The sequence below is a fragment of the Nonomuraea sp. NPDC049714 genome (assembly GCF_044465295.1).
In the GTDB taxonomy this organism is placed as follows: domain Bacteria; phylum Actinomycetota; class Actinomycetes; order Streptosporangiales; family Streptosporangiaceae; genus Nonomuraea.
Map to the genome: position 1 here is coordinate 1 of NZ_JBITLM010000038.1, position 1781 is coordinate 1781.

Sequence of the window (1781 nt, forward strand, 5' to 3'; positions counted from 1 at the left end):
TTGTTCGCTGCGGGGGTTTTGAGGCCGTTGCCGGTGGCTTGCTGGGATGTGCGCCGGGCTCCGGAGGCGTTCCGGTACCTGAGCCAGGCCCGCAATGTCGGCAAGGTCGTCCTGACCTTCCCGGCCACCGAGCTCAGCGGGACGGTCCTGGTGACCGGCGCCTCCGGAGCCCTCGGCGGACTCGTCGCCCGCCACCTGGCGGCCCGTCGCGGCCCGGCGAACCTGATGCTCGTCTCCCGGCGCGGACCCGAAGCCCCCGGGATGGGCCGGTTGGCCGCCGAGCTCGCCACCCAGGGAGTCCAGGTCCAGCTGCGCGCCGCTGACGTCGCCGACCGCGACCACGTGGCCACGGTGATCGCCGGGGTGCCGGCCGAGGCGCCGCTGCGCGGTGTCGTACACGCCGCTGGAGTGCTGGACGACGGGCTGATCGGTGCGCTGACGCCCGCCCGGATGCATGGGGTGATGCGGGCGAAGGTCGACGGCGCCTGGCACCTCCACGAGCTGACCAGGACCCATGATTTGAGCCTGTTCGCGGTGTTCTCCTCGATCGCCGGCATCTGGGGCAGCCCCGGCCAGGGCAATTACGCGGCGGCGAACACCTTTCTGGACGCTCTGGCCGCTTACCGGCGGAGCGAAGGGCTGCCCTCGGTGTCCCTGGCCTGGGGCCCGTGGCAGCTCGCGGAGGCCGGGAACGGAGGGATGACCGGGCACCTCACCCCGGCCGACTGGCAGCGGATGGCCACCCAGGGCCTGCGACCGCTGAGCGGCGCCGACGGTCTCGCCCTGCTGGGCGCTGTGACGGGCGGGCCGAGCCCGGCGGCGGACGGATCTCGCGCCCTGCTGATCCCGGCCCGGCTCGACCGATCGAGCCCGCGCCGTCGCGGACCGGGAACGCACCCCCTGCTGTCCGGGCTGATCCCCGTTTCGAGCACGCGGAGCACAGCCCGGCGCACGGCCGGGGCGATCAGCGCCGGCGGCGGCACCGGCCTCGCCGTCCGGCTGGCCGCGCTGTCCTCGGCCGAACGCGTGGAGACCGTCCGGGAGATGGTCCTCGGCCAGGCCGCTCGCGTGCTGGGGATGGCCGGGCCGGAGTCGATGGATGCCGGTCGGTCTTTCCGTGAGCTGGGTTTTGATTCGTTGACGGCTGTGGAGTTGCGTAATCGGCTGGGTGAGGTGACCGGTTTGCGGTTGCCGGCCACGCTGGTTTTCGACTATCCGACGCCGTCGGCGTTGGTGGGGTTCGTACTGACCGAATTGCTCGGTGATGTCACTGCGGTGGCGCTGCCCACGGCGCGAGCTCAAGACGGTGATGACCCGGTGGTGATCGTCGGGATGGGCTGCCGTTTCCCCGGTGGTGTCGGCTCGGCGGGCGAGTTCTGGGGCCTGCTGTCCTCGGAAACGGACGCCGTGACCGGATTCCCGGTGAATCGGGGACCGGCTTGGGAAGGTGTCGTCGACCCGGACCCGGCCGCCCCGGGGAAGAGTTACGCAGATGTCGGTGGATTCCTGCACGACGCCGGGGATTTCGACGCGCGGTTCTTCGGGATCTCGCCGCGTGAGGCGCTGGCGATGGATCCGCAGCAGCGGTTGCTGCTGGAGACGTCCTGGGAGGCCCTGGAGGACGCCGGGATCGACCCGGGGTCATTGCCGGGCAGCTCGACCGGAGTGTTCACGGGGCTGATCTACCACGACTACAGCGCCGGCGGTGCCGTGCCTGGCGATGTCGAAGGCTATGTCAGCACCGGGATGTCGGGTGGGGTGGCGTCCGGGCGGGTGGCGTA

General features: G+C 71.5%; 1 protein-coding gene. It reads left to right on the forward strand.

Features of this window, described 5'->3' with window-relative positions; all coding sequences use genetic code 11:
* Window positions 1–33: 33 nt before the first annotated feature.
* Window positions 34–1781, forward strand: a 1748-nt coding sequence (locus tag ACIBQX_RS50605) for an SDR family NAD(P)-dependent oxidoreductase (protein ID WP_397017869.1), incomplete at its 3' end; no start/stop codon positions are given.